Below are 23416 nucleotides of genomic sequence, written 5' to 3'. Positions count from 1 at the left end.
GGTGGTCCGAGCGGTCAGCGGGCCGCGTTCGCCGCCATCCGGTGCTTGCGTACGTAGAACCACGTCATGTTCGACGAGAGCCCGGCCACCAGCACCCAGAGGACCCCGATCCAGACGCCGCCCCGGACGAAGGAGACCGCTGCTGCGACGACGGCGAGGACGCAGACGACGAACGCGTAGAGAGCGAGGCGGGGCATGGGGGTGGCTCCTGTCCGGGGATGGTGCGCGGTCCCGTCCAGTGTCCCTCATGCCCCGCTCCGCCCCGGATCCGGTCCGGCTCCGACGTCGGTGGCGTCCCGGCCGGACGTCCGTGGCGTCCGGCTCGGACGTCCGTGGCGTCCGGCTCAGACGTCCGTGGCGCGCAGTCCGGCGTGCGCCTTGTAGCGGCGGTTCACCGAGATCAGGTTGGCCACCAGCGACTCGACCTGGTGGGCGTTGCGCAGCCGGCCCGCGAAGATGCCGCGCATCCCGGGGACACGGCCCGCGAGCGCCTGCACGATGTCGGTGTCGGCGCGGGCCTCGCCCAGGACCAGCACATCGGTGTCGATCTCCTCGATCGCCGTGTCCTGGAGCAGGACGGCCGAGAGGTGGTGGAAGGCGGCCGTGACCCGGGAGTCCGGCAACAGGGCCGCGGCCTGCTCGGCGGCACTGCCCTCCTCCGGCTTCAGCGCGTAGGCGCCCTTCTTGTCGAAGCCGAGCGGATTGACGCAGTCGATCACGAGTTTGCCCGTGAGCTCCTCGCGCAGCGCCTCCAGGGTCTTGGCGTGGCCGTCCCACGGCACCGCGACGATCACGATGTCGCTGCGGCGCGCGCAGTCGGCGTTGTCCGCTCCCTCGATACCGAATCCCAGCTCGGCCGCGGCCTCGGCGGCCCGCCCGGCGTCCCGCGAACCGATGGTCACCCGCTGCCCGGCACGCGCGAAGCGGTAGGCGAGGCCCCGGCCCTGGGGGCCGGTCCCGCCGAGCACACCGACGGAGAGTGCGGAAACGTCGGGCAGGTCCCAGGGGTCCTTGGCGGGGGGCTTGGGAGCGCTGCCACTGTCTTGGGTAGTCATGGGGACGACCTTACTGTCGGCGGCACGCGGAATCCGGGGCCGCCGACGTACTGCCCCCGCCTCCCCCGCACGCTCCGTACGGATGGAGCGGAGCCGCCCCCGGCCCGCCGGTAAAACCGGTTGCAGAGGGCATGCAAGGCGCCGAGCATGGCACCTCGTGACCTCAGCCACTCCCCCTGCCGAACCGGACGCTCCGGATCCTCCGGCGGACCCGGCCGACGCGGCCGACCCGGCGGGCCCGGCGGACCCGGGGGCGACGGACTCCCCCGGCCCCCGTGCCCGCCCCGCCCCGCTCCCGTCCCGGCTCCTGGCCCTGCTGCCCGACCTCGCGCCCTGGCGCTCCTCCGCCGATTTCCGGCTGCTGTGGGTCCAGGGACTGATCACGTACTTCGGCAGCTTCATGGCGCTGATCGCGCTGCCGCTCCAGATCAAGGAGCTGACCGGGTCACCGCTCGCGGTCGGGGCGATGGGCGCGGTGGAGCTGGTCCCGCTGGTCGTCTTCGGTCTGTACGGCGGGGCGCTCGCCGATGCCGTGGACCGGCGGAAGGTGATCCTGCTCACCGAGGCGGGGCTCGGGGTGCTCGCCGCCGTCCTGCTGGTGAACGCCCTGCTGCCGGACCCGCTGCTCTGGCCGCTGTACGTGGTGGCCGGCGGGGTCTCCGCGCTCGCCGGGCTCCAGCGGCCCGCGCTGGACTCCCTGATGGCCCGGATCGTGCCGCACCACCAGCAGACCGCCGCCGCGGCGCTGAACTCGCTGCGGTGGCAGGTCGGCGCGATCGCCGGTCCCGCGCTGGCCGGGCTGGTGGTGGCCTACGCCGGGCACGCGACGGCGTACGCGGTCACGGTGGTCACCTTCACCGTCTCCGTCCTGCTCTGTCTGCGTCTGGCCGCCGCGCCGCCCGCCCGCGACGCCGGGAAGCCGTCGCTGCGCGGGATCGCGGAGGGCGCGCGCTACGCCTGGAGCCGTCCGGTGCTGCTGGGGACGTACGCGATCGACCTCGCGGCGATGCTCTTCGCCTTCCCGAACACGATCTTCCCGTTCCTGGCGGACGAGCTGGACGCGGAGTGGTCGCTGGGGCTGATGTACGCGGCGGGCTCGGTCGGCTCGCTGGTGCTGGGGCTGACCAGCGGCTGGACCTCACGGGTGCGCAGGCACGGGCTGTTCGTGGTGTTCGGCGCCGCGGCGTGGGGGCTGGCCATCGCGGCGGCGGGCTGGTTCAGCGATGTCTGGCTGGTGCTCGTCTGTCTGGGGGTGGCGGGCGCGGGCGACATGCTGAGCGGGCTGGGCCGCTCGACCATCTGGAACCAGACCGTTCCCGAGGAGCTGCGGGGGCGGCTCGCGGGCATCGAGGTGCTCTCGTACAGCGTCGGACCGCAGCTCGGCCAGGTCCGGGCCGGTGCCATGGCGGGGTGGACCGGGACACGGTCGGCGATCTGGACCGGCGGGGTGGCCTGCGTCGCCTCGGTCGCGCTGCTGACGGCGGCGCTGCCGAAGCTGATCCGGTACGACTCCGATACGGACGAGGACGCGCTGCGGAAGCGGGCGGCGGACGTGGCGTCCTGACGCCGCCGCCCGCCGGACGCCCGGAAGGGCTACTTCGGCGGGCCCGCGGAGCCGTCCTCCGGGCCGTCCGCGGAGTCGCCCCCGGTGCGGTCGTGCCACTTGGGGTCGGTCTCCCACTCCAGGTTCCGCTCCTGCGCGGTGTCCATCGCGCGCTGCGCCTCCCCGGGGGAGGTGTAGGGGCCGAACCGGTCCTTCGCCGGGCACTCCGGGCCTTCCTCGACCTTCTTGTGCACCAGGCAGTAGTACCACTCGCCCGGTTTGCCGACGGTGCGCTTCTTGAACAGGGCCATCAACGGCTCCTTTCCTCTGTGCCATGCTGCCCCAAGGCCGCTGGTTAGACTCGCTGGCATGTCTGGCCAGTCGCTGCTTGTACCAGGGGAGCTCACTCCCGTCCGTTCCGTACCCGGAAACATCCGGCGCCCCGAATACGTGGGAAAGCCGGCTCCGACGCCGTACACCGGCCCGGAGGTCCAGGACGCCGACACCGTGGAGCGGATGCGGATCGCGGGACGCATCGCCGCGCAGGCGATGGAGGAGGCCGCCAAGCTCATCGCCCCGGGGGTGACCACGGACGAACTCGACCGTGTCGCCCATGAGTTCATGATCGACCATGGCGCGTACCCGTCGACGCTCGGTTACCGCGGCTTCCCGAAGTCGCTCTGTTCCTCGCTGAACGAGGTCATCTGCCACGGCATCCCGGACTCCACGGTGCTGCGGGACGGAGACATCGTGAACCTCGACGTCACCGCGTACATCAACGGGGTGCACGGCGACAACAACGCCACCTACCTCTGCGGCGATGTGGACGAGGAGTCCCGGCTGCTCGTGGAGCGCACCCGGGAGTCACTGAACCGGGCGATCAAGGCGGTGCGCCCCGGCCGTCAGATCAATGTGATCGGGCGGGTCATCGAGTCGTACGCGAAGCGGTTCGGGTACGGGGTGGTGCGGGACTTCACCGGGCACGGGATCAATTCCTCGTTCCACTCCGGTCTGATCATCCCGCACTACGACAGCCCGCACGCGACCACCGTCATGCAGCCCGGCATGACGTTCACGATCGAGCCGATGCTGACGCTGGGTACCCATGAGTACGACATGTGGGACGACGGCTGGACCGTGGTGACCAAGGACCGCAAGCGGACCGCGCAGTTCGAACACACGCTGGTGGTGACGGAGACCGGAGCGGACATTCTCACCCTTCCGTAGCAAGCCGGGCCGCCCACCGGGGCGCGGTTTTTTTACCGACAGGCAGTCGGGAACCAGTTGACTTAGGTAAGCCTAAGTAGGAAGATCGGCATATCGGCACGCGCCGCCGCCCCAAATGTGGCGGTTGCTGCCGGTATTTCCGTCTTCCCTCGGACTTCCCGTCCCCTCGGTCCCCGGAGGCCCGCCTTGGACGCAACCGCCACCGCCACCCCCTTCTCGACGCTCATCCGCACCGCGTCGCACGAGCAGCACGTCGAGGCGGAGACCTCGACCTTCATGAGCGATCTGCTCGGCGGGCGGCTCGGAGTGGACGCGTACACGCGCTACACCGAGCAGCTGTGGTTCGTGTACCGCGCACTGGAGGAGGGTGCGGAGGAGCTCCGCGGCGACCCGGTCGCCGGCCCCTTCATACAGACCGAGCTGCTGCGCAGCTCCGAGCTGGAACGCGATCTGGCGCATCTCGCCGGCCCCGGCTGGCGCACCGGCCTGGAGCCGCTGCCGGCCACCGCCGCCTACGCCGAGCGGGTCACCGAGTGCGCCCGCACCTGGCCCGCCGGCTACATCGCGCACCACTACACCCGGTACCTCGGCGACCTCTCCGGCGGCCAGATCATCCGGGACACGGCGGAGAAGACCTGGGGCTTCGAGCGCAAGGGCGACGGCGTGCGCTTCTACGTCTTCGAGCAGATCTCCAACCCGGCCGCGTTCAAGCGGGGATACCGCGAGCTGCTGGACGCGGTGAACGCGGACGACCTGGAGAAGCAGCGCGTCATCGACGAGTGCAAGCGCGCCTTCGCGCTCAACACCGCGGTGTTCCGGGAGCTGGGCGAGGCCTTCCCGCTCAGCGCGTAGTACCGGCCGGAGAAATCCACGCGGTACACGGAGCGTTCACGCGGTGCACGGAGAAGTGGCGCCGTGGAGCAGTACAGCTGTGGAGCAGCAGAGCAGTACGGACAAGTGCAGAGCCGTGGTTCAGCCACGGACGGCCAGCAGGACGCGGCCCCCGATCTCCACCGTGCCGTCCGGCGCGGGTGCTGTGAGGATCTGGGAGCCGCGTCCTTGTCTGATGTTCAGGGCCCGGCCGAGCCGCGCGCTGAGCAGCAGCGCCGCCGCGCCGGTCGCCTCGTCCTCCACGATCCCGTCGCCGCGGCGCGGGAACGCCCGCGCCCGGACCCGGCCCGCCGCCTCGTCCTCCCAGGCCCACACGTAGACCCAGCCCTCGCCCGGCGGCGGCTCCGTCAGCGCCTCGACCTCGGCGGCCGAGCCGTACCGCTCCAGCGTGCGCGGCGGCGCCCACTCGGGGCGGGCGGTGATCCAGGTGAACTCGCCGTCCTGCCGGGCGAACACGTCTCCGACCGGCAGTTCCAGGATCTCCAGGTCGAGCAGCCAGGCAGTGCCGACCAGCGGGTGCCCGGCGAACGGCAGCCGCAGTCCGGGGGTGTAGATGTCGACCCGGCCGCGCTCGGGGTCGTCGACGAACACGGTCTCGCTGAAGCCCAGTCGCCGGGCCAGCTCCTGCCGGGACGCCTCGTCGGGATGACGGCCTCCGTCCCGTACGACGCCGAGCGCATTGCCGTGCCGGCCGTCCGGGCCGCAGAACACCCGTAGTACGTCGATGCCATCGGGTACGTCGAAGTCGCTCACGTGCGCATTCAAGCACCGTGCGGACGCCCGCGACGCCGCGGGGCCGTACCGGCGGCGTACGGCCGGTACGGCCCTGACGGGTCTCTGACGAGTTGTTGACGGATGGGACGGGCGGGCCCGGCGACGGGCCCGCCGGAGGGATCAGGCCGTACGGCGGCGGCGTGCCGCGACCAGCACCCCCGCACCGGCCGCCACGACGACGCCCGAGGCGGCGATCAGGGCTCCGGTCGGGATGTCGGAGCCGGTGGAGGCCAGCGCACCGGCGCCGCCCACCGTGCCACCGGTTCCGCCGCCGACCGTGCCGCCGCCCGCGGAACCGCCGGTGCCGGACGAGCCCGTGCCGCCGGCGCTGCCCGTGCCACCGCTGCCGCCCGGGAGCTGCGCGTTCTTGTCGAGGGCGACGGCGACGGTCAGGGCGTCGAGCTGCTCGCCCTTGCCGTACATACCGCCGAAGGCCTTGGTGCCGTCGGCGGAGAGCGTCGCCGGGACGCCCGCCAGGTTCACGACGCCGTCCTTGGCGGTGAGGGCACCGGCGGGAATCTTCAGGTCGGCGATCGCCAGACCGGTGTACTCGGTGACCTTCTTGGTCTCCCGGTCCTTGGTGGAGACATCGGCGATCAGCTTGCCGGAGGTGCCGTTCGCCTGGATCTCCAGGTTGGCGAGCGAGAGGTCGAGCGTGTAGGCGTCGCCCTCCTTGTGGCCCAGGAAGCGGACCTTGCCGTCGAATTCGGCGTTGAGCGTCTTCTTGTCGGCGTCGAAGCGGCCGGTGGCGTCGCCGAAGCGGTAGCCGTCACCGGAGGCGGTGGCGCCGCCGCTCGTCTCGATCCTGCCGTGCGCGATCGGGCCCGTGACATACGAGCGGAAGGACTTCTTGACGCCCCAGTCCAGCGTTCCGCCGAGCACCGCGCCCGGGTCGGCGGCGGGCTCGGTGGGCTTCTGGGTGGGCTTCCCGGTCGGCTCCCCGGTCGACGGCGCGGTGGGCTTCTCCGTCGGCTTCTCGGTCGGCTTCTCCGTGGGCTTCTCGGTCGGCTTCTCGGTGGGCTTCTCGGTGGGCTGCTCGGTCGGGGGCGCGGTGACCGCCTTCACCGTGAGCGTGGCCGGGTCGAGGGCGTCGCCCTCCTTGTACTGGCCGTTGAACGCCTCGGAGCCGGCCTTCGTCAGCGTGGCCGGGATGTCCTTGAAGACCATCGCGCCGCCCGTGCCCTGGCCCGGCCGGACGGCCGAGAGGTCCAGGGCGGCGACCGCCACGTCGTTCTTGGTGCCCTCGGGGGTCTTCACATCGGCGGTGATCGCGCCGCCCTTGCCGGCCGTGGAGAGCTTCACGTCCGAGAGCGTGATGTCCAGGACGCCCTTGTGGGCGTAGAAGTTGACCCCGCCCTCGAAGGCGGTGTCGGTGCCGTGGGTGGTCATGTCGTACGTGCCCTTGCCGTTGACAAAGGTGAACACACCATTGCCCTCGGCCTGCTTCGCACCGTCCGTGACCGTGATCCTGCCGCCCGAGAACGGGGAGGCGAGGTACTTGCGGAAGGACTCCTTGAAGCCCCAGTCCAGCGTGCCGTCCTTCAGTTCCATCGTGGGGGCGGCGGCGGCCGAGGTGCCGTCCTTGGCCGGGCCGCTGTCGGCGGCGAGCGCCGGGAGGGCGAAGGTCGCGCCCAGTGCGGCGGCCGTGGCGACGGCGGCGGCGAGGGCTATGGGGCGGCGGGTGGCTGCCATGGCAGTGGGTCTCCTAGGTCGGGAAGGGGAGATGAGGGGTGAGGAGATGAAGGGGTGAGGGGTGGAGCGGGGGTCCCGCGGGGGCCGCGAGGCCGTGCGGGCCCTACGGAGCTGCGGACTTCGCGGCTACGGGACGGGGAGAACTGTGGGGACCGGAGGGAACGGGGGAAGGTGACCGGGCAGGGCCGGCCGGGGCGGGTCGCCGGGTCGCGGGGACCGGGAGGGCTACGGCGTCCGGCCGGACCGGCGGCGGCTGACGGCGAACACCGCACCGGCCGCCGCGAGCAGCAGCACACCGCCCCCGATGGCGAGATACGTGCCGGTGCCGGTGCCCGAGTCCGAGGCGGCTGCCACCGGCTCGGCGTCGGACCCGGCCGCGGGCTCCTGGGAGGGCTTCGCCTCGCTGCCGAGGTCGGGCAGCGCGGGCAGCTGCGCCTTCTCGTCGACGGTGACGGCGAGCGACACCGGGTCCATCGCGGTGCCCGCCTTGTACATCCCGCCGAAGGCCTTGGCACCGTCCGCCGTGAGGGTCGCCGGGGCCTCGGTGAGGACGGCGAGCCCGTCCTCGGGTGCGAAGTCCTTCGCGGTGAAGGTGATGAGGGGCACGCCCTCGCGGGTGCTGCCCCCGCTCGTCACGTCCGCCGAGAGCGTGCCCTTGCCCGAGGCCACCTCGACGGCCACCCCGGCGAATGTCAGGTCGAGGTCATGGGCTCCGGTGAAGCGGACGCTGCCCGTGAAAGCGGCGTCCAGGGTCTGCTTCTTCGCGTCGTAGGTGCCCTTGCCCCGCGGGAAGCGGAACAGGGCCCCGCCGTCCTGGGCGCCGTCCGCCAGGGTCCACTTCCCCTGGCCGATGGCTCCGGTGACGTACTCACGGAAGGTGCGGCGCACTCCCCAGTCGACGGCGGCGTCCTCGAAGCCGCCCGCCTTCGCCTTCTTCCCGTCCCCGGCCTTCTCCCGGGAGGGCGAACCCGGGGACTTCTTCGCGGCGTCCGGCTTCGCGGCCGGGCCGGTCGTGTCGACGGAGAGGCTGATCGGGTCGAGCGGGGTGCCTGCCGTGTAGTAACCGGCGAACGCCTTGGCCCCCTGGGGAGTCAGGGTCGCCGGGACGTTGTTGAGGGCGATCGGGGTGCTACCGCCCTTCATGTCGATCCCGGAGAGGCCGAGCGTGGCGAGCGGCACCTGCGCGGACGAGGTCACCCTGCCGCTCCCCCGTTCCTTGCTGACCATGTCGGCGTAGACGGTGCCGCCGCCCCCGCTGATCCTGACGGTGGGCCTGCTGATGGTGAGGTCGAGCTCGAAGCCGCCGGCCTTCTTGTGGCCGGTGAAGCGCACCCCGCCCGAGAAGCCTGAGCTGAAGGCGCCGCTCGACGGGTCGTAGGACCCGGTGGCGGAGTGGAAGCGGAACTGGCTGCCGCCGACCGTCGCGGCACCGCCGGTCAGGCTCCAACTGCCGCCCGCGATCGGCCCGGTGACATAGCTCTGGAAGGAGGACTTGATGCCCCAGTCCAGTCGGCCGCCCTGCACCGTGCGGCTCGCCGCTTGCGCGGCGGTGGCCGGGAGCAGGGCTCCCAGCAGCACCGCGAGAAGCGCGACGGCAAGCGCGCGGGCAGATCTGGACGGCAGCATGAGGACCCCTCCGAGGTCTAGCGAGTCAGGTAAGGCTAACCTAAGCTATGTTCAGCCTGTCCCGGAACCCCCTGTTCCGGACAGCTCGCACACATCATGAAGAGCCATCAACCGCACACAGCGGAACGACAGGACGGTATCCAGTGCGCTTCTCGCAGGACTACGCCCCCACGGAACGGCAGGGCCCCGGCGGACCTGTTCCCGTGCGCCGGGCCGCCCCCGGCAGGATGGGCGCAGCCCTGGCCGCCGCCGTGACCCTCGCCCTGGTCCTGACCGGCTGCGGGGGTACGGCGGACCCCGCCGCCGGGTCCGGCACGACGGGCACCCCGGCCACCACCGCCGACCGGGTCGAGCCGCTGGCCGCCTCCCCCGAGCCCCAGTTGCCGGTGACGGTGCGCTCGGCGGACGGCGCCCGCGTCACCATCGGCTCCACCGACCGGATCGTTCCGCTCACCGGCTCGCTGAGCGAGATCGTCTTCACGCTCGGGTTCGGCGAGCAGGTGGTGGCGCGCGACATCACCGCGACCTTCGAGCAGGCCGAGAAGCTGCCCGTGGTGACCCGCGCCCATGACGTCTCGGCGGAGAGCGTGCTCTCGCTGAAGCCCACCGTCGTCCTCGCGGACACCACGACGGGCCCCGGCGAGGCGATCGAGCAGATCCGTGACGCCGGAATCCCGCTGCTGGTCGTCGACCCGGCCAAGGAACTCGCCGACGTCGGCCGCCGCATCGACACGGTGGCCGCGGCCCTGGGCGTACCGGACTCCGGCACCGAGCTGAAGGAACGCACCCAGTCCCGTATCGACGCCGTACAGAAGTCCGTTCCTGCCCACAAGGACGGCAGGAAGCCCCGGGTCGCCTTCCTCTATCTGCGCGGATCGGCCTCCGTCTATCTGCTCGGCGGCCGTGAGTCGGGGGCGAGTTCGCTGCTGGAGGCGGCGGGCGCCGTCGACGCCGGGAAGGCCTCCGGGCTGGAGAAGGACTTCACGGCCATCACCAGCGAGGCGCTGGCCAAGGCCGCGCCCGACGCGATCCTGGTGATGAGCAAGGGGCTGGAGTCGGTCGACGGCATCGACGGCCTGGTGAAGATCCCGGGCATCGCGGAGACCCCGGCCGGTATGGACCGCCGGGTCGTGTCGATCGACGACGGCGTCCTGCTGAACTACGGGCCCCGCACCGACCAGGTGCTCGCCGATCTCGTCGAGCAGCTCTACCCGAAGGGCGGGACGGGCAAGTGACCACCTCGTACGGGGAACGGGCCGGAGCAGCGCCGCAGCCCGCGACCGCTCCGGCTCCGGCTCCAGCTCCGGCTCCGGCTCCGGCTCCGGCTCCGGCTCCGGCTCCGGCTCCGGCTCCGGCTCCGGCTCCGGCCAAGGGCAACGCCAGGACCCGGCGCGGCAACGCGGCCACCCTCACCCTGGTCCTTTCGCTCGCCCTGCTCGTCGGCTGTCTGCTCTCCGCCGGGATCGGCGCGTACAGCATCCCGCTCGACGACGTCCTCGCCTCCGTCCAGCACCGGCTGGGACTGGGCGGCCACGCGCTGGACCGGGTCGGCGAGAGCGTCCTGTGGAACGTGCGGCTGCCCCGGGTCGTCCTCGCCCTGCTCGTCGGCGCGTCCCTCGGCTGCGCGGGCGCGCTGATGCAGGGCGTGTTCGGCAACCCGCTCGCCGAGCCCGGGGTCATCGGGATCTCGGCGGGCGCGGCGGTCGGCGCGGTCGCCTCGATCGCGCTGGGTCTCAGCTTCTTCGGCAACTGGACCATCACCGTCTGCGCGTTCGTCGCCGGACTCGCGACGGTCCTGCTGGTGTACGCGCTGTCGCGCTCCGGCGGCCGGACCGAGGTCGTGACGCTGATCCTCACCGGGATCGCGGTGAACGCCTTCGCGGGCGCGCTGATCGGACTGTTCATCTTCTTCGCGGACAACGCGCAGATCAGTCAGATCACCTTCTGGCAGCTCGGTTCACTGGCCCAGGCCACCTGGCCCAAGGTGCTCGCGGTGCTGCCCTGTGCGGTGATCGGCCTGGCCGTCGCGCCGTTCTACGCCCGCAAGCTGGATCTGCTCGCGCTCGGCGAGCGCCCCGCCAGGCACCTGGGCGTCGACGTGGAGCGGCTGAGGATCATCCTGGTCCTCGTGGTGGCGCTGCTGACCGCCGCCGCGGTCGCCGTCGCGGGGATCATCTCCTTCGTCGGCCTGCTCGTCCCGCATCTGCTGCGGATGGCGAACGGCCCCGGGCACCGCTTCCTCGTCCCGGGCAGCGCGCTGGGCGGCGCGCTGGTGCTGGTGGCGGGCGACCTCGCCGCCCGGACCGTGGCCGCCCCCGCCGAGCTGCCGCTCGGTGTGCTGACCGCGCTCTTCGGCAGCCCGTTCTTCTTCTGGCTGCTGCGCAGGACCCGTCGCAAGCAAGGTGGTTGGGCATGAGGATGCCGAGGAATCCGTTCACGGTACGCGGCCGCCGGCTGCCCGCCCCCGTCCCCGCCGGTTCGGCCGTCGCCGAGGCGGTCGGGCTGTCCGTCCGGCTGGGGCAGCGGCAGGTGCTCGACTCCATCGATCTGACCGCCCGCGCCGGTGAGGTGGTGGCGCTCGTCGGGCCGAACGGCGCGGGCAAGTCGACCCTGCTGGCGGCCCTGGCCGCCGATCTGCCCGCCGGGAGCGGTGAGGTCCGTATCGACGGCCGCCCGGCCACCGAGTGGTCGGCGCCCGAACTGGCCCTGCGCCGCTCGGTGCTGCCGCAGTCCGCCGCGCTGTCCTTCCCGTTCCCGGTCGAGGACGTCGTACGGATGGGGCGGGCGCCCTGGGTGGGCACCGGCCGGGAGGACGAGGACGACCCCGCGGTGGCCGCGGCGATGGCGGCCACCGAGGTCACGGAGTTCGCCGCCCGCCCGTTCTCCGCCCTCTCGGGCGGTGAGCGGGCCCGGGTCGCACTCGCCCGGGTGCTGGCCCAGCGCGCTCCGCTGCTGCTGCTCGACGAGCCGACCGCCGCGCTCGATCTGCGCCATCAGGAACTGGTGCTGCGGATCTGCCGCGAGCGGGCCGCCGCCGGGGACGCCGTCGTGGTGGTGCTGCACGATCTGGGGCTCGCCGCGGCGTACGCCGACCGGGCCGCGGTGCTGCACGGGGGGCGGATCGCGGTGGAGGGCCCACCGGCCGCCGTCTTCACGGGCGAACTGCTCGGCGAGGTCTACCGGCAGCCGGTGGAGGTGTTCCCGCACCCGCGTACCGGGGCGCCTCTCGTCGTACCGGAGCGGGCTTCTTGACCGCTGTTTGACCCCCGGGTGGGTCGTTCATGGGTCGGCCGTGACCAGCCCGTTCTCCCCGGTGGGGGGTGAGAGCTGAATCACCGCACGGGGGTGTGTCGGCCAGATAAGGGTCAGTTAAGTTAGGTCCGCCTCACCCGCCATTGCCCGGCCTTTCGCCCCCTTCCTTCCATCCTCTGTGGAGCCCGCATGCGAGCCGTTCGTTTCTCCGTCGTCACCGCTGCCGCCACGGTGGCGGCACTGACCGCCGTCACGGGCTGCGCCGACAAGAGCGACGGCAAGGCGGACGGCGCCGTCGTGGTCGTCGCCAAGGACGACTCCTGCGAGGTCTCGAAGACGGAGCTCCCCGCCGGTCATGTCGAACTGGCCGTGGAGAACAAGGGATCCAAGGTCACCGAGGTCTACGTACTGTTCCCGGACGACCGCATCGTGACCGAGCGGGAGAACATCGGCCCCGGCACCAAGGCGAAGATCACCGCCGAGGTGAAGGCCGGTTCGTACGAGATCGCCTGCAAGCCCGGCATGAAGGGCGACGGCATCCGGCAGAAGATCGAGGTCACCGGCGGCACGGTGGCCAAGCGCAGCCCGGAGATGGACAAGGCCGTCGCCGGGTACCGCACCTATGTACAGGCGCAGGCCGACGAGACGCTGCCCAAGGTCAAGGTCTTCACGGACGCGGTGGCCGCGGGTGACATCGAGGCCGCGAAGAAGGCGTACGCCGACTCCCGTATCGGCTGGGAGCGCACCGAGCCGGTCGCCGAGTCGTTCGGCGACATCGACCCCAAGGTCGATGTGCGCGAGGACGGCCTGGAGGACGGCCAGAAGTGGACCGGCTGGCACCGCCTGGAGAAGGCGCTGTGGCAGGACAAGAAGCTGGGCGCCGAGGAGAAGGCGCTGGCCCCCGTCCTCCACCAGGACCTGGTCGACTGGCAGAACCGCGTCGGCAAGGCCGAGATCACCCCGACCTCGATGGCCAACGGCGCCAAGGAACTCCTCGACGAGGTCGCGACCGGCAAGGTCACCGGCGAGGAGGAGCGCTACAGCCACACCGACCTCGTCGACTTCAAGGCGAACGTCGAGGGCGCGCAGACGTCCTACGAGCTGCTGAAGCCGATCGCCGTCAAGAACGACGCGGCGCTGACCGCCTCCCTGGACAAGCAGTTCGCGGCGCTGAACACGCTGCTGGACAAGTACCGCGAGAACAAGGCGTCCTACGAGTTCACCTCGTACGACAAGGTCGGCAAGGCGGACCGCAAGGAGCTCTCGGACGCGGTCAACGCGCTCGCCGAGCCGCTGTCCAGGCTGGCCGCCGCGGTGACGAAGTAACCGAGGGTTCGAGGAGGCTTCAGCCATGGCCGAGGACACCCGGGACATCCCCGAGAAGCAGGGCTCCGGCCCGTCCCGTCGGGCCCTGCTGGGATGGGGCGGGGCGGGGCTGGCGGCCGGCGCCGTCGCGGCGGGCGGCGCGGTCGCCGCGGTCCGCTCCGACGGGAGCGGTGAGCCCGCCGCGGAGAGCGGGGCAGCGGTGCCGTTCCACGGGGCGCACCAGGCCGGTATCGCCACCGCCGTACAGGACAGGCTGCACTTCGCCGCGTTCGACGTGACGACGAAGGACCCGGCCGAACTGGCCGCGCTGCTCAAGGAGTGGACCCGGGCCGCGGAGCGGATGACGGCCGGGCGGACGGTCGGCGACGGGGCGTACGGCGGGCTCGCCGAGGCCCCGCCCGACGACACGGGCGAGGCGCTGGGGCTCAAGCCGTCCCGGCTGACGCTGACCATCGGCTTCGGGCCCTCGCTGTTCGCCCGGGACCGGTTCGGCCTCGACGGCAAACGGCCCGAGGCGCTCATCGATCTGCCGAAGTTCCCGGGCGACAACCTGGACGCCGCCCGCAGCGGCGGCGACCTGTGCGTCCAGGCGTGCGCGGACGACCCGCAGGTCGCGGTGCACGCCATCCGCAACCTGGCCAGGATCGGCATGGGCCGTACCGCGATCCGCTGGTCCCAGCTGGGCTTCGGCAAGACGTCCTCGACGACGCCTGACGCGCAGACCCCGCGCAACATGATGGGGTTCAAGGACGGCACCCGGAACATCTCGGGCACCGACTCCGCCGCGCTCGACCGGCACGTATGGGTCGGCGCGAAGGACGACGCCGGGTGGATGACGGGCGGTTCGTACCTCGTCGCCCGGCGCATCCGGATGCACATCGAGACCTGGGACCGGGCCCCGCTCCAGGAGCAGGAGGACATCTTCGGCCGGGACAAGGGCGAGGGTGCCCCGGTCGGCAGGTCCAGGGAACGTGACGAGCCGTTCCTGAAGGCGATGCTGCCGAGCGCGCATGTGCGCCTGGCCCACCCGGACACGAACGACGGGGCGACGATCCTGCGCCGCGGCTACTCCTTCACCGACGGTACCGACGGTCTGGGCCGGCTGGACGCGGGGCTGTTCTTCCTCGCCTACCAGCGCGATGTCCGCACGGGCTTCCTGCCGGTGCAGCGCAGCCTCGCGGCGCACGACGCGCTCAACGAGTACATCCAGCACGTGGGTTCGGCGGTCTTCGCCGTCCCGCCGGGCGTCCGTGACAAGGACGACTGGTGGGGCCGGGCGCTCTTCGCCTGACCGGCGTGTGACTGACACAGCGGAAGGACCGGCATGTTCGGCAACTATCTGATCGGCCTGCGCGAGGGTCTCGAAGCCAGCCTCGTCGTGTGCATCCTCGTCGCCTATCTGGTGAAGACGGAGCGCAGGGACGCCCTGCGTCCGGTGTGGGGAGGCATCGCGATCGCCGTGGCGATCTCGCTGGCCTTCGGTGCCGCGCTGGAGTTCGGCTCCCAGGAGATGACGTTCGAGGCGCAGGAACTGCTCGGCGGTTCCCTGTCGATCATCGCCGTGGGTCTGGTGACCTGGATGGTGTTCTGGATGCGGCGCACCGCGCGGCATCTGAAGAAGGAGCTGCACGGCAAGCTGGACGCGGCGCTCGCCATGGGCACCGGCGCTCTGGTCGCCACCGCGTTCCTCGCCGTGGGCCGTGAGGGCCTGGAGACCGCCCTGTTCGTGTGGGCGTCGGTGCGGGCCAGCGGCGAGGGGTCCTCCGAGCCGCTGATCGGGGTTCTGCTGGGGATCGCCACGGCCGTCGTGCTGGGCTGGCTCTTCTACCGCGGGGCACTGAGGATCAACCTGGCGAAGTTCTTCACCTGGACGGGCGGCATGCTGGTCGTGGTGGCGGCGGGCGTGCTCGCGTACGGGGTGCACGACCTCCAGGAGGCCCGGTTCCTGGGCGGGCTGCGGAACAAGGCGTTCGACATCAGCGCCACGATCCCGCCGGACAGCTGGTACGGAACGCTGCTGAAGGGCGTGTTCAACTTCCAGCCCGATCCGACCGTGCTTCAGGTCACGGTGTGGGCGCTGTATCTGATCCCCACCCTCGCGCTGTTCCTCGCCCCGGTAGGGTTCGGACGGTCAGTGCGGGCGACGGATCAGAAGGCGCAGAAGGCAACGGATGAGAAGGCTGGGTCGACTGGCGACGGGGCTCGCCACAGCGACGGTGCTGAGCGTGGGCGCGAGCGGCTGCGTGACGGTGCACGGCGAGCTGGAAGTGCTGCCGGGAGCGACGAAGGCTGAGGCCGCGCAGGCGCTCAAGGACTTCACGGACGCCTACAACAAGGCGGACAAGGCATACGATCCGGCGCTGGACGCGGACCGGGTGACCGGTTCGCTCGGCGCGATAAATCAGGCGGGTCTGAAGGCGCGGCAGAAGAACAATCCGGACGGCAACGCGAATCACTCGCCGCTGGAGCTGACGGATGTCGCGTACACGATCCCGAAGAAGGCCGGCTGGCCGCGCTGGTTCCTCGCGGACACCGACTCCAACCGTGACCGGGACGGCGGGAAGCTGGACACCCGCTGGCTGGTGGTGTTCGTGAAGACGGCCCCCGACGCGCTGTGGAAGGCGTCCTATCTGGCGGTCGTCGCCCCCTCCCAGCTCCCGGAGTTCCGGCTGGACGCGGACGGCCTGGCACTGCCCGCCGACTCCGGGGACAGCGAACTGGCCGTCGCCCCGAAGGACTTGAGCACGACGTACACCGGTTATCTGCAGAACGGGAAGCCGGACGTCTTCGCCCCCGGATCGACGACCTCGGGCTGGCGGGAGTCGCGCAGGACCACCCGGCGGGCGGGGTTCTCCTACCAGTACGTCGACCGGGCCCTGGACAGCGGAACGTTCGCGCCGCTCGGCCTGTCGACGAAGGACGGCGGGGCACTGGTCTTCTTCAGCAGCAAGCACTTCGAGCGGCAGACGGCGGCGAAGGGGCTGCGGCCGGAGGTCAACTCGGACGTGGAGGCGCTGCTGACCGGTGAGGTCAGGAGCAGTCTCACCAAGGAGCGGGTCTCCAGCCAGTTGGTGTACATCCCCCGGCGCGGCGGCGGCGAGTCCGGCGGCAAGGTGCGGGTGCTGAACAGGCTGCCGGGGCTGACGTCGGCACAGGGCTCGTAGCCGGGCAGGAGCACCGGTCCCGATCGCCGGCCCGGCGGGCCGCCCGACGGTCGGGCAGCCCTGCCACGGCTCAACCGCTCACTGACTCAACGGCTCAACGGCTCAACGGCTCAACCGCTCAACGGCTCAACGGCTCAACGGCCAGGCCACCGCATCGTGGTCGAGGTCGCTCTGCTCGGCGCTGTCGGCGTAGCTCGCGCAGGCGTCGGTCAGCGTCTCCAGCAGGGTCAGCGGATCGGGCAGCTCGTTCTCCGGGCCCCGTACCCAGTGCACATCCAGCTCACCGGGGAGCCGGGCGGGCGGCAGGAGTACGTAGCTGCCCCGGCAGTGCCAGCGCAGTCCGGGGTGCTCGTCCATCGTCTCGGGATGGCAGTCCAGCTCGCAGGGCCACCACTCGTCCTCGTCCTCCGGCGTACCGCGGGTGGCGGTGAAGAAGAGCATCCGGTCCTCACCGGACTGGGCGACGGGGCCGACGTCGATGCCTGCGGCGAGGAGACGGTCCAGAGCTTGCCGGCCGGCGGTCAGCGGGACGTCCAGGACGTCGTGGATCATGCCGGTCGCGGTGATGAAGTTGGCCAGCGGCTGGCTGCGGGCCCAGCGCTCGATCTGTGCGCGGTCGGTGGTCGACTGCGTCTGCCAGGCGAAGGAGATGGGATGCCGGGCGGGGGTGGGACAGCCGATGCGATCGCACGAACATCGGTATCCGGCCGGATGGGCGGCGGGCGAGATCGGCATGCCCGCCTCGGCGACGGCGAGGAGCAGGGCCAGCCGGGCCGCTTCGTCGTCCTCGGCCTGCTGCGGTTTGGGTCGTCGCCGCAGCCACTGGGAGATCCTGCTCTCTGTGCCGCGATAGCGGCCGGAATCGGCGCCCATCTATCCCCTCACCTCAGCGTTGCTCCTCCATGCTCCCACCATCCTGCGCTTCAGGTGGCCAGAGTTCACCGGCGGGGGGCGGGACCACTGCACCGAGTGAGCACCATCACGCCCGATCTCATCACATACCGGATATCGATCACGCTTCGGTGGACAGGCCCCGCAGCGCGTGATCGACGACCGCGTCGGCGTAGGCGTGGGTGAGCGGGAGGGTCCTGAGCAGCCAGCGGTGGGTCAACGGGGCGATCAGCAGCTCCAGCGCGACCCGGGGGTCGACGTCGGCGCGCACCTGGCCCGCCGCCTGCGCGGCCCGCAGCCGTGCGACATACAACCCGAGCTGCGGTTCGAGCAGCTTCTCGACGAACGCGGCACCCAGCACCGGGTCGACGATGCTCTCGGCGGCGAGCGCCCGGGTGGGCGCCGCGGTCACCGGGTCGTTCAGCTCGTCCACGGTGGCCCGCAGGACGGCCTTGAGGTCGGCGGTCAGGTCACCGGTGTCCGGAATCCCGTACGCCGCCGCACCCGCGTCGCCCTCGCCCGCGGCCACGCCCTCCTCCGCGGCCACGCCCTCCTCCGCGGCCTCGCCCGCCCCGCCCGCCGGCCGCCCGGCCGCCTGCTCCGAGGCCCGCTCCTGGAGGTCGAGGAAGGCCTCCAGGAGCACGGCCGCCTTCGAGGGCCACCATCGGTAGATGGTCTGCTTGCCCACCCCGGCACGGGCGGCGATACCCTCGATCGTCGTCCTCGCGTAGCCGGTCTCCCCGACGAGCGCGAGAGCGGCGTCGTAGATGGCCCGGCGGGAGCGGTCGCTGCGGCGGCTGGAGTCGGGAGTCCTGTTGGGTGACATCCACCCAATCTAGCGCCCACCGAGTCGATACGTTTCGTCTTGTCGACCACGGAAACACCACACGTCGATCAGTTCGTGCACCCCGCGTGAACCACCCGATCGGATCACTGCGGATCGGGCGGTCGACAGCGCACCATGGGCTCACGCGCAGACCGTGCGTATCCCACCGTTCCGCGGCCCGGCCGCCGTTCGTGAGGAGCCCCAGTTGAACCGTGACGCCACCCCTCGTCGCTACCTGATGTGCGCGCCTTCCCATTTCAGGGTCACCTATTCCATCAACCCGTGGATGGATCCCTCGAAACCGGTCGACCTGCCGCTGGCGCAGACCCAGTGGGAGGACCTGCGCGACCGCTACCGCGCCCTCGGCCACACCGTCGAGCTGCTCACCCCGCGCCCCGACCTGCCCGACATGGTCTTCGCCGCCAACGGCGCCACCGTGATCGACGGGCGGGTGCTCGGCGCCCTCTTCGCCTACCGGGAGCGGTTCGCGGAGGCCGAGGCCCACCGCGACTGGTTCCGGGACCACGGCTTCACCGAGATCCATGAACCGGCCCACGTCAACGAGGGCGAGGGGGACTTCGCGGTCACCGACTCCTACCTCCTGGCAGGCCGCGGTTTCCGGTCCAGCCCGCTCTCGCACGACGAGGCCCAGGAGTTCTTCGGGCGGCCCGTCATCGGCCTCGATCTGGTGGACCCGCGCTACTACCACCTGGACACGGCCCTGTGTGTGCTGGACGAGGCGGGCGACGAGATCATGTACTACCCGGACGCCTTCTCCCCCGGCAGCCGGTCCGTGCTGGCCCGGCTCTTCCCCGACGCCCTGATCGCCCGCGAGGCGGACGCGGCGGCACTCGGACTGAACGCGGTCAGCGACGGGCGCCACGTACTGCTGCCGCAGGCCGCCACGGGACTGTTCGACCCGCTGCGGGACCGGGGTTTCGAACCGGTGCCGATGGACCTGGGCGAGCTGCTCAAGGGCGGCGGCAGCGTGAAGTGCTGCACACAGGAGCTGCGGCACTGAGGCCGTCCCGTCATCCCTGGCGGATCGGCGTGCGGCGCCGGACGCGGTGCTCCGCAATGCGGAGGGACGTCCCATACGGGATGTGTGCGGACGTCCCGACAGCGCCGCGAGGTGCCGTGGCCGTCGTCGCGCCCCCGTCGGGGATCACGGGACAGCCCTTGGGGCGGGCGGCGGCTCAGGGAGCCGGCGGCCAGGCGTCGCCCCAGGCGGTGTCCCTGGCCGCCCGGTACAGCTCGCCGTGCCGCTTGGTGACCGTGGAGCGGGCCAGCCCCTCGTCGCGGGTGCACAGCTCCAGCAGCACCTGCCCCTTGCGGATCTGCGGTCTGCGGGTGACCCGTGCGGCGACCGGTTCCACGGGGAAGCGGGTGGCGACGACGTAGCTGAACTTCTCGTCCTCGTGGCTCAGCGAGCCGCCCTTCACCTGCCGGTGCAGTGAGGACCGGCTGACCCGGGCCGAGAAGTGGCACCAGTCCGTGCCCGGTTCGATGGGGCAGGCGGCGCTGTGCGGGCAGGGTGCCGCGACGGTCAGCCCGGCGGCGATCAGCCGGTCGCGGGCCTCGATGATCCGGGCGTAGCCGTCGGGTGTGCCGGGTTCCACGATCACCACGGCCTGCCCGGCGGCGGCCGCCGCGTCGACGAGTCCGGTCCTGGCCCGCTCGGTGAGCTCCTTGAGTACATAGGAGACGGTCACCAGGTCCGTGGGTGCCAGCTCCGGCGCCGCGCCGATCCTGGCCTTCTCCCAGCGGGCGGCGCGCAGCGACGGAACGCCCGAGGCCTCGGCCAGTTCACGGCCGAGCGCCAGCGCGGGCTCGGCCCAGTCCAGGACGGTGGTCTCCGGCCCCTCCCAGGCCCCGGCGACCGCCCAGCTCGCCGCGCCGGTGCCGCCGCCGACGTCGGTGTGGGTGGCGGGCGACCACCGCGGCGCCGCGGCGCGGAGGGCGGCGAGAGCGGAACGTACCGCTTCGTACGTGGCGGGCATCCGGTACGCGGCGTACGCGGCGACGTCCGAACGGTCGCGCAGGACCGGGGCATCGGTGGGCGTGGTGCCGCGGTAGCTGGCGATCAGCCGGTCGACGGCCAGCGCGGCCTGCTTGGGGGGCAGCCCGTCGAGCAGCCCGGCCAGGGCCGCGCGCAGGGATTCCGCGGTGGGAAGGGTGACGTTCACCGCCGAATTGTAGGCGGTTGTGGCAGCCCGGCCGTATTCCGCTTCGCCTGCACGGAACCGGTACACAACAGCGACCCGGCCGAACTCCTCATCCTTCCGAGCCTGTTGCTACGCTGACCCGCGCGAGATCAGGATTGTCCATCGGGAGAGCCATGAGACAACGGATTGTGCGGCTGGCCCTGGTCGGTGGGGTGTTCTTTTTCGCCCTGCTGCTCCTGCTGGCGACCTGCGGCGGCGGCAAGAGCGACCAGGACACGGACAAGGGCGGTGCCAAGCCGAAGAGATCGGTCCTGCCGAGCGCGGGTCCCGTGACCCGGCTCACCGCTCCGCCCGACTACACGACCGCCCGCGGCTGGGAGATCATCGGTTCCTCGCCCGATGTGACGGTCTCCTACGCGACGGGACGGCTCGCCTACCTGGAGAGGTCCGCCGAGAACCGCTACCGGCTGCGCACCGTCGACACGGCCACCGGTGAGCTGGGGTGGAGCGGCCAGGCCTGGCGTCCGCCGGACCCCCTGCACTACCCGAATCTGCTGACCGTCACCAAGAACGACCGGCAGTTCTTCGCCACGTGGTCCTACGGGAAGGTGGGCGACGGGCTCTCGCCCTCCGAGACCTTCGTCTCCCTCGATGTGTACGACGTGACGGACGGCAGGCGGCAGCGCATCGAGGTGCCGTGGTCCGGCGCCCCGGATGTCACGGCCACCGGCCCGGACATCGTGATCAGCGACGGCAAGGCCAACAGCGCGGTGGTCGACCCGATCACCGCCACCGTGACGAAGGTCAAGGCCGACGAGCTGAAGTATCCGAAGGGCTGCAAGACCTGCAAGCAGCTCACGGAGGTGCGGGGCCAGACCGCGCAGGGGCTGCTGGTCAGCGGCGTACGGGAGTTCTGGGTACGCGACGGCTGGTTCAGCCGGAACGTCGCGCCCAAGGGCGTCGACAAGCTCAGCGGGGTTCCGACGTCCGTGACGCCGGGACAGGTGCTGGCGAAGTGGACGCTCGACAAGAAGGCGAAGCAGGCGGCCACGCACGAGCTGTGGACGGTGCACGACTCGCTGACCGGGAAGCCGCTGGTCTCGGTGGAGTGCCACAAGCCCGCCATAAAGCCCGGCCGTTATCCGCAGGCGGTCCTGTCCCCCTCGGGCAGCTATCTGATCGCCGGGAACCTCGCGTTCGACCTGGAGGCGAAGAAGGGGTTCTGCTTCGAGGACGAGGACGGTTCGAGCCATCTGACCCTCGCCACGGTGACGGACGACGGCATCGCCTACGGCGCGGCCAACGCACGCGACGCGTCCGACGCGCTGGCCGGGGGCGGTCTGCCGGTCTCCATGGACTTCGCGAGCTGGACGACCGACCAGCTGTCGCGCAACGCGCGGCTGCCCGTGGTCGAGACGACCGGGGTCGGAGTGTTCCGCTGGACCGACCGGCAGGAGCGCATCCATCTGATCGGCTACCCGCGCGGCGACTGACCCGGGCGGCCGGCGGACCCGGACAGGCACGCCGGCGGGGCTCCGAGGAGGGGCCCGGAGCGGCGGGAAGGCCGGAGCCCGGCCGGGGAACACGTTCCCCGGCCGGGCTCCGGCCTTTCGGACTCCCCGCGCCCCTCAGAGGCCGCCCGCCTCGCGTCCCTGCCGCTGCCACGGCCTGCACAGACCGAGGAAGCAGGCCACGGCCGCCAGGGCGCACACCACCTGGACGACCGCCATCGGCACGGCCGTCCTCTCGCCCGCGATGCCGACCAGCGGCGAGGCGATGGCGCCGATCAGGAACGAGGACGTGCCGAGCAGCGCGGAGGCGGAACCCGCCGCGTGCTTGGTACGCATCAGGGCCTGGGCGTTGGTGTTGGGCATGGCGAGACCCATCGCGGACATCAGCACGAAGAGCCCGGCCGCGATCGGCACGAGCCCCACCTCGCCGAAGACCCCGGTCGTCATGAGGAGCAGCGCGACGGCCGACAGCACGATGACGGAGAGGCCGAAGCCGAGGACCTTGTCCAGGCTGATCCGGCCCACCAGCACCTTGCCGTTGATCTGGCCGACGGCGATCAGGCCGATCGAGTTGAGCCCGAAGAGCAGGCTGAACGTCTGCGGGGAGGCCCCGTAGATCTCCTGCACGACGAAGGGGGACGCCGAGATGTAGGCGAAGAGAACCGCGAAGGCGAGCCCCCCGGCGACCATGTAACCCGTGAAGACCCGGTCGGCGAGCAGCCCCCGCATGGTGCGCAGGGCGTCGCCGACCCCGCCGGTGTGGCGCTGCGCGGGCGGCAGCGTCTCGTGCAGCCACTTCCAGACGACGAGGGTGAGCAGGATGCCGACGACGGTGAGGACGACGAAGATGCCGCGCCAGTCGGTGATCCGCAGGACCTGCCCGCCGATCAGCGGGGCGATGATCGGGGCGACCCCGGAGATCAGCATCAGGGTGGAGAAGAACCGGGCCATCTCCACACCGTCGTAGAGGTCACGCACCACGGCCCTGGCGATCACGATGCCGGCCGCGCCCGCCAGGCCCTGGAGGAGGCGGAAGCCGATGAGGAGTTCCGCGGTGGGGGCCAGGGCGCAGATCGCGGTGGCGAGGACGTAGACGACCATGCCGAGGAGCAGCGGCCTGCGGCGCCCCCAGCGGTCGCTCATCGGTCCGACGACGAGCTGGCCGAGCGCCATGCCGGCCAGACACGCGGTCAGCGTGAGCTGGACGGTCGCCGCGGGGGCGTGCAGGGAGTCGGTGACCTCGGGCAGGGCCGGGAGGTACATGTCCATGGACAGGGGCGGCAGCGCGGTGAGCCCGCCGAGGACCATGGTGACCAGCAGCCCGGTGCGCCGGGTGGCCGCGGTCCCCGGGGCCGGTGGGTGGGGAAGGGGTGCGCCGCCGCTCGCGGTTCCCGTTCCGGTCGTGGTTATGTGCTCTTGCTGGGCCCGGCTTCCACCGCTGTCCGGCATTCTCTTCTCCGAATCGTTGAATCC

Annotated in this window: 22 protein-coding genes; 12 read left to right on the top strand and 10 right to left on the bottom strand. The window is 71.6% G+C overall.

Annotated elements, in window-relative coordinates; genetic code table 11:
- Positions 1 to 14: 14 nt before the first annotated feature.
- Both ABT170_RS01190 and npdG read right to left on the bottom strand, forming a co-directional pair.
- Positions 15 to 197 carry a hypothetical protein gene (locus ABT170_RS01190; protein WP_351863316.1) on the bottom strand — a complete coding sequence of 61 codons (183 nt, stop codon included), beginning with the start codon at positions 195 to 197 and terminating at the stop codon, positions 15 to 17.
- Positions 198 to 344: 147 nt separating this feature from the next.
- Positions 345 to 1055, bottom strand: coding sequence for an NADPH-dependent F420 reductase (gene npdG, locus ABT170_RS01185; RefSeq protein ID WP_329943283.1), 711 nt, complete (start codon positions 1053 to 1055; stop codon positions 345 to 347).
- 316 nt (positions 1056 to 1371) lie between these two features.
- Here npdG and ABT170_RS01180 point away from each other — a divergent pair, with 316 nt between their 5' ends.
- Complete coding sequence (locus ABT170_RS01180) at positions 1372 to 2619, top strand: MFS transporter (protein ID WP_329943465.1); 1248 nt, start codon at positions 1372 to 1374, stop codon at positions 2617 to 2619.
- 29 nt (positions 2620 to 2648) lie between these two features.
- On the opposite strand, the gene ABT170_RS01175 is transcribed toward ABT170_RS01180, so the two are convergent.
- Complete coding sequence (locus ABT170_RS01175; protein ID WP_329943284.1) at positions 2649 to 2909, bottom strand: hypothetical protein; 261 nt, start codon at positions 2907 to 2909, stop codon at positions 2649 to 2651.
- A 58-nt stretch (positions 2910 to 2967) separates the two neighbouring features.
- On the opposite strand from ABT170_RS01175, the gene map reads away from it, so the two are divergent.
- Complete coding sequence (gene map, locus ABT170_RS01170; RefSeq protein WP_329943285.1) at positions 2968 to 3825, top strand: type I methionyl aminopeptidase; 858 nt, start codon at positions 2968 to 2970, stop codon at positions 3823 to 3825.
- Between the two features lie 186 nt (positions 3826 to 4011).
- The gene (locus tag ABT170_RS01165; protein ID WP_329943286.1) at positions 4012 to 4677 is read left to right on the top strand and encodes a biliverdin-producing heme oxygenase; all 666 of its coding nucleotides are present in this window, start codon (positions 4012 to 4014) and stop codon (positions 4675 to 4677) included.
- Positions 4678 to 4797: 120 nt separating this feature from the next.
- Here ABT170_RS01165 and ABT170_RS01160 read toward each other — a convergent pair whose 3' ends face one another.
- The 3 genes from ABT170_RS01160 to ABT170_RS01150 form a co-directional block, all read right to left on the bottom strand.
- A complete protein-coding gene (locus ABT170_RS01160) occupies positions 4798 to 5469 on the bottom strand; it encodes a PhzF family phenazine biosynthesis protein (protein WP_329943287.1) in 672 nt (223 codons plus the stop codon).
- A 141-nt stretch (positions 5470 to 5610) separates the two neighbouring features.
- Positions 5611 to 7182 carry an HtaA domain-containing protein gene (locus ABT170_RS01155; RefSeq protein WP_351863312.1) on the bottom strand — a complete coding sequence of 524 codons (1572 nt, stop codon included), beginning with the start codon at positions 7180 to 7182 and terminating at the stop codon, positions 5611 to 5613.
- A gap of 225 nt (positions 7183 to 7407) precedes the next feature.
- Positions 7408 to 8808, bottom strand: coding sequence for an HtaA domain-containing protein (locus ABT170_RS01150; RefSeq protein WP_351863310.1), 1401 nt, complete (start codon positions 8806 to 8808; stop codon positions 7408 to 7410).
- 143 nt (positions 8809 to 8951) lie between these two features.
- Between ABT170_RS01150 and ABT170_RS01145 the strand changes: the two genes are divergently transcribed.
- From ABT170_RS01145 to ABT170_RS01115, 7 genes are all read left to right on the top strand, one after another.
- Positions 8952 to 10043 (top strand): heme/hemin ABC transporter substrate-binding protein, encoded by a 1092-nt coding sequence (locus ABT170_RS01145; protein WP_329943290.1) that lies wholly within the window; start codon positions 8952 to 8954, stop codon positions 10041 to 10043.
- Complete coding sequence (locus ABT170_RS01140; RefSeq protein ID WP_351863307.1) at positions 10040 to 11224, top strand: FecCD family ABC transporter permease; 1185 nt, start codon at positions 10040 to 10042, stop codon at positions 11222 to 11224. Before ABT170_RS01145 ends, ABT170_RS01140 begins: the two co-directional genes overlap by 4 nt.
- Positions 11221 to 12060: a heme ABC transporter ATP-binding protein gene (locus ABT170_RS01135; protein ID WP_329943292.1), complete on the top strand. Its 840-nt coding sequence runs from the start codon at positions 11221 to 11223 to the stop codon at positions 12058 to 12060. Before ABT170_RS01140 ends, ABT170_RS01135 begins: the two co-directional genes overlap by 4 nt.
- A gap of 189 nt (positions 12061 to 12249) precedes the next feature.
- Positions 12250 to 13386 (top strand): iron uptake system protein EfeO, encoded by a 1137-nt coding sequence (efeO, locus tag ABT170_RS01130; RefSeq protein WP_351863305.1) that lies wholly within the window; start codon positions 12250 to 12252, stop codon positions 13384 to 13386.
- Between the two features lie 25 nt (positions 13387 to 13411).
- Entirely contained in the window at positions 13412 to 14677 is a 1266-nt protein-coding gene (gene efeB, locus ABT170_RS01125) for an iron uptake transporter deferrochelatase/peroxidase subunit (protein ID WP_329943294.1), read from the top strand.
- 33 nt (positions 14678 to 14710) lie between these two features.
- A complete protein-coding gene (gene efeU, locus ABT170_RS01120) occupies positions 14711 to 15679 on the top strand; it encodes an iron uptake transporter permease EfeU (RefSeq protein ID WP_351863302.1) in 969 nt (322 codons plus the stop codon).
- Entirely contained in the window at positions 15567 to 16550 is a 984-nt protein-coding gene (locus ABT170_RS01115) for an SCO2278 family lipoprotein (protein WP_329943466.1), read from the top strand. Before efeU ends, ABT170_RS01115 begins: the two co-directional genes overlap by 113 nt.
- A 126-nt stretch (positions 16551 to 16676) precedes the next feature.
- On the opposite strand, the gene ABT170_RS01110 is transcribed toward ABT170_RS01115, so the two are convergent.
- Complete coding sequence (locus tag ABT170_RS01110; protein ID WP_329943296.1) at positions 16677 to 17423, bottom strand: bifunctional DNA primase/polymerase; 747 nt, start codon at positions 17421 to 17423, stop codon at positions 16677 to 16679.
- 139 nt (positions 17424 to 17562) lie between these two features.
- On the bottom strand, positions 17563 to 18267 hold the full coding sequence (locus ABT170_RS01105) for a TetR/AcrR family transcriptional regulator (RefSeq protein WP_351863300.1): 705 nt from the start codon (positions 18265 to 18267) through the stop codon (positions 17563 to 17565).
- Positions 18268 to 18427: 160 nt separating this feature from the next.
- Here ABT170_RS01105 and ddaH point away from each other — a divergent pair, with 160 nt between their 5' ends.
- On the top strand, positions 18428 to 19288 hold the full coding sequence (gene ddaH, locus ABT170_RS01100; protein WP_502970463.1) for a dimethylargininase: 861 nt from the start codon (positions 18428 to 18430) through the stop codon (positions 19286 to 19288).
- Between the two features lie 175 nt (positions 19289 to 19463).
- On the opposite strand, the gene ABT170_RS01095 is transcribed toward ddaH, so the two are convergent.
- Positions 19464 to 20453, bottom strand: coding sequence for a small ribosomal subunit Rsm22 family protein (locus tag ABT170_RS01095; RefSeq protein ID WP_329943299.1), 990 nt, complete (start codon positions 20451 to 20453; stop codon positions 19464 to 19466).
- Positions 20454 to 20605: 152 nt separating this feature from the next.
- Between ABT170_RS01095 and ABT170_RS01090 the strand changes: the two genes are divergently transcribed.
- On the top strand, positions 20606 to 21925 hold the full coding sequence (locus ABT170_RS01090) for a hypothetical protein (RefSeq protein WP_329943300.1): 1320 nt from the start codon (positions 20606 to 20608) through the stop codon (positions 21923 to 21925).
- A 135-nt stretch (positions 21926 to 22060) separates the two neighbouring features.
- Here the strand turns inward: ABT170_RS01090 and ABT170_RS01085 are convergent, their stop codons facing one another.
- Complete coding sequence (locus ABT170_RS01085; RefSeq protein WP_351863295.1) at positions 22061 to 23392, bottom strand: multidrug effflux MFS transporter; 1332 nt, start codon at positions 23390 to 23392, stop codon at positions 22061 to 22063.
- Positions 23393 to 23416 lie beyond the last annotated feature (24 nt).

This window comes from Streptomyces sp. NPDC001787 (genome assembly GCF_040297465.1).
Lineage (GTDB): Bacteria > Actinomycetota > Actinomycetes > Streptomycetales > Streptomycetaceae > Streptomyces.
Note: the sequence above shows the minus strand (reverse complement) of the source record. Positions and strands in the feature narration are given on the sequence as shown.

What these genes read in the sequence shown, in the direction of transcription:
- ABT170_RS01190 (WP_351863316.1), bottom strand. Translation starts at nt 197, where the DNA reads ATGCCCCGCCTCGCTCTCTACGCGTTCGTCGTCTGCGTCCTCGCCGTC.
- npdG (WP_329943283.1), bottom strand. Translation starts at nt 1,055, where the DNA reads ATGACTACCCAAGACAGTGGCAGCGCTCCCAAGCCCCCCGCCAAGGAC.
- ABT170_RS01175 (WP_329943284.1), bottom strand. Translation starts at nt 2,909, where the DNA reads ATGGCCCTGTTCAAGAAGCGCACCGTCGGCAAACCGGGCGAGTGGTAC.
- map (WP_329943285.1), top strand. Translation starts at nt 2,968, where the DNA reads ATGTCTGGCCAGTCGCTGCTTGTACCAGGGGAGCTCACTCCCGTCCGT.
- ABT170_RS01155 (WP_351863312.1), bottom strand. Translation starts at nt 7,182, where the DNA reads ATGGCAGCCACCCGCCGCCCCATAGCCCTCGCCGCCGCCGTCGCCACG.
- ABT170_RS01150 (WP_351863310.1), bottom strand. Translation starts at nt 8,808, where the DNA reads ATGCTGCCGTCCAGATCTGCCCGCGCGCTTGCCGTCGCGCTTCTCGCG.
- ABT170_RS01135 (WP_329943292.1), top strand. Translation starts at nt 11,221, where the DNA reads ATGAGGATGCCGAGGAATCCGTTCACGGTACGCGGCCGCCGGCTGCCC.
- efeO (WP_351863305.1), top strand. Translation starts at nt 12,250, where the DNA reads ATGCGAGCCGTTCGTTTCTCCGTCGTCACCGCTGCCGCCACGGTGGCG.
- efeB (WP_329943294.1), top strand. Translation starts at nt 13,412, where the DNA reads ATGGCCGAGGACACCCGGGACATCCCCGAGAAGCAGGGCTCCGGCCCG.
- efeU (WP_351863302.1), top strand. Translation starts at nt 14,711, where the DNA reads ATGTTCGGCAACTATCTGATCGGCCTGCGCGAGGGTCTCGAAGCCAGC.
- ABT170_RS01110 (WP_329943296.1), bottom strand. Translation starts at nt 17,423, where the DNA reads ATGGGCGCCGATTCCGGCCGCTATCGCGGCACAGAGAGCAGGATCTCC.
- ABT170_RS01105 (WP_351863300.1), bottom strand. Translation starts at nt 18,267, where the DNA reads ATGTCACCCAACAGGACTCCCGACTCCAGCCGCCGCAGCGACCGCTCC.
- ABT170_RS01090 (WP_329943300.1), top strand. Translation starts at nt 20,606, where the DNA reads ATGAGACAACGGATTGTGCGGCTGGCCCTGGTCGGTGGGGTGTTCTTT.
- ABT170_RS01085 (WP_351863295.1), bottom strand. Translation starts at nt 23,392, where the DNA reads ATGCCGGACAGCGGTGGAAGCCGGGCCCAGCAAGAGCACATAACCACG.